Annotated in this window: 2 protein-coding genes and 1 pseudogene; 1 reads left to right on the forward strand and 2 read right to left on the reverse strand. The window is 71.4% G+C overall.

Annotated elements, in window-relative coordinates; genetic code table 11:
* Positions 1–951: pseudogene (locus AOK18_RS12155) on the reverse strand (ricin-type beta-trefoil lectin domain protein); the annotation flags it as partial.
* Positions 952–1,184: 233 nt separating this feature from the next.
* Positions 1,185–2,114, reverse strand: a complete 930-nt coding sequence (locus AOK18_RS12160) for an RNA polymerase sigma factor SigF (RefSeq protein WP_055574744.1) — start codon at positions 2,112–2,114, stop codon at positions 1,185–1,187.
* Between the two features lie 239 nt (positions 2,115–2,353).
* Between AOK18_RS12160 and AOK18_RS12165 the strand changes: the two genes are divergently transcribed.
* Positions 2,354–2,731 (forward strand): STAS domain-containing protein, encoded by a 378-nt coding sequence (locus AOK18_RS12165; protein ID WP_055574743.1) that lies wholly within the window; start codon positions 2,354–2,356, stop codon positions 2,729–2,731.
* Positions 2,732–3,067 lie beyond the last annotated feature (336 nt).

Below are 3,067 nucleotides of genomic sequence, written 5' to 3' on the forward strand. Positions count from 1 at the left end.
CGGCGTGCCGTCCGGCGACCACAGCAGGAACAGCAGCGGCACCACGGCCACGCCGAGTGCCGCCGAGGCCAGCACCAGGCGCCGGGAGAGCGGCCACGTCCCGCCCGGCGCGCCACCGGTGCCGGCGGACGGCCCGGCCGGTGCCGGAGCCGTGTACGCCGTGCCCGCCCAGGGCAGCAGCCCCTCGGCCAGGGTGGTGCGCGGCGCGTCCCGCAGGGCGCACAGTTCCTCGTACGCGGCGGTGCAGTGCCCGCAGTGAGCCATGTGGGTGTGCAGGTCGGCGCTGTCCCGGGGACCGTCGGGCCGCACCGACTCCTCGATGAGCCGGCGGAAGTCGGCGCACCGGGGGTCGTCCGAGGCGGCCAGCCGGGCCCGCAGGCAGGCCCGGCCCAGTGCCTGCAGCGCGGGCCGGGTGTCGTGGACCACGTCCTGACGGGTGAGGCCGAGCAGCGTCGCCGTGCGGTCCGCGGGCTCCTGTTCCACGATCCCGTACCAGAGGAGGCCCTGCGCCCGGTACGGCAGTGTCCGGAACGCGGCGAGCAGGGACGGGGCCGGACCGTCGGGGCCGGACGAACTCAGCACGAGGTGCAGTCCGGGGTCCAGCCCGCCGGCCCGTCCGTCGGCGGTCCAGGCCGCCGCCACCCGGACGGTCAGCAGCAGGAGCCGGTGGCGCAGGGGACCGCCGGGATCGGTGCCGCGGGCGGTCTCGCGGGCGGCGTGGGTGAAGGCCTGCGCGGCGAGTTGGCGCGCGCCGGAATCGCTCGTGGTGCACCGGCGGGCGTAGTCGAGCACGGACGGGCCGTGCCGGGCGCGGAGTTCCCGGAGCGCCGCGTACGCGGCCGGGGTGTCGGCGCGCAGCATCTCGGTCAACCGGATGTCGGACGCATCCGTGTGCGCACCTGGGTGTCCGCCGACCCCGTCGCCGTCGACGGTTCCGTCGCCCCGAGCCATGCACCGCCTCCTAGCTCCCGGCCGCCGGACGCGCCGTCCTGACATACCAGTCGGTTTGGGCGTGCCCATAGTGGAGGAAGAAGGCCCGCGGGGAAAGGGGTGACCGCGGGTAACGCGATACGCCCCGCGGCCGGCCGGCACCCGGGGCCCGGGAAGGGCCTCCGGCACCGGCGGAACACGGGGCGCGCAGCGCGGGTCGGTCGGGGGCGGACGGCGCGGGGCGCGGCCTGCGCTCACTCCTCGAGGGTCAGTCCCTTGCGCAGCCGCACCAGCGTGCGCGACAGCAGCCGTGACACGTGCATCTGCGAGATGCCCAGTTCCTCGCCGATCTCGGACTGGGTCATGCAGGCCACGAAGCGCAGCGAGAGGATCTTCCGTTCGCGCGGCTGCAGTTCGGCGATCAGCGGCTTCAACGACTCGACGTACTCGATGCCTTCGAGGCCGTGGTCCTCGTAACCGATCCGGTCCGACAGCGCGCCCTCGGAGTCGTCCTCCTCCGGCTGGGCGTCGAGCGAGGAGGCGGTGTAGGCGTTCGACGCCGCCATGCCCTCGACGACCTCGTCCTTGGAGATGCCCAGGCGCTCGGCCAGTTCGCCCACCGTCGGGGACCGGTCGAGCTGCTGCGCCAGCTCGTCGCCGGCCTTGGCCAGGTCGAGCCGCAGTTCCTGCAGCCGGCGCGGTACGCGCACGGACCACGAGGTGTCCCGGAAGAAGCGCTTGACCTCACCGATGATGGTCGGCATCGCGAAGGTGGGGAACTCCACACCGCGCGAAAGCTCGAAGCGGTCGATCGCCTTGATCAGACCGATGGTGCCGACCTGGATGATGTCCTCCATCGGCTCGCTGCGCGAGCGGAACCGCGAGGCGGCGAACTTGACCAGGGCCAGGTTCAGTTCGACGAGCGTGTTGCGTACGTACGCGTACTCGTGGGTGCCTTCCTCCAGCGACTCCAGCCGCTCGAAGAGGGTCCTGGACAGCGCCCGGGCGTCGACCGGCCCCACCTCGTCGAAAGGGGGGATCTCCGGGAGCCCGGCGAGTAGATCGTCGTCCGGGGCGACGTCCGTGTCGTCCTGCCCGATGGGAGTCAGATGTTCCGGGGGGAGTGTCGACGTCGCTTTCTGGGTAGGCGATGCGTCGAGCCGGGGTGACATGATGTCCTCCATCGTTCTCGGCGTATGGCTGCCGATGCCGTTCGTGCACTGCGGTGTGCGGCGCCTCCGAAGCCGGCCGTGTCGAGTACGTGGTCCCTACTAGCCCTACCCGTTTTCGTCAGCCCACCGCAAGTGAGTTCTGTTGCCATATGTCCGTTTACTGCTGATTGTTCGGCTGTCGGAGTGCGCTCGGAAGGCGTAATGTTCACCAGCGTCAGCAGGAGGCACGACCGGTGGGAGAGAGAGACGGCATGGACCGCGGGACGGTCGGCAGCGCACAGTCGGGCCGGCTTCTGGTCGAGGTGCGAGAAGAGGGCCCCAGTGCCGTCGTGACTCCGGCGGGTGAGTTGGATCACCACACCGCCGATCTGTTGCGCGAGCCGCTGGAGGACTGCCTCGCCAAGGGATTCAAGCGGCTTGTCATCGACTGCTCCGGCCTGGAGTTCTGTGACTCCACCGGGCTCAACGTGCTGCTCGGCGCCAGGCTGAAGGCCGAGGCCGCCGGGGGCGGAGTGCACCTCGCGGGAATGCAGCCCGTGGTCGCGCGCGTGTTCGAGATCACCGGGGCGGAAGCCGTGTTCACCCTTCACGACAGCCTCGAGGCGGCCCTGGCCGACGGTTCCGGATGACCGTGCGGGCAGGCCGGCGCCGTCCCGCGGCGGACCCGGGGCGGACGACCTCCTTCCGGTGCGCCGGGCGGGATGCCGCTCCGCGGCCCCTCCCGCGCGCCCACCCGGACGTGCTTCCGGACCGCCGCCCCCTTCTCGTGCGAACCCGGGGGTGTTGCCTCGGCAGCCCCGGGCAGGAGACAAGCTGAATGTGTCCGCTGCCACGGTCGGGGGACACCGAGAACCGGACGATCGCCCAGGGCGTGACTGAATGAGTACGGATTTTTTTGAAATGGTGAACTGGTGAATCGGTGAGGTGAAGCGCTGATGAGCACCACCCGGCCCTATTCGCCGGGC

The sequence above is a fragment of the Streptomyces prasinopilosus genome (assembly GCF_001419695.1).
Taxonomy (GTDB): Bacteria; Actinomycetota; Actinomycetes; order Streptomycetales; family Streptomycetaceae; genus Streptomyces; species Streptomyces prasinopilosus.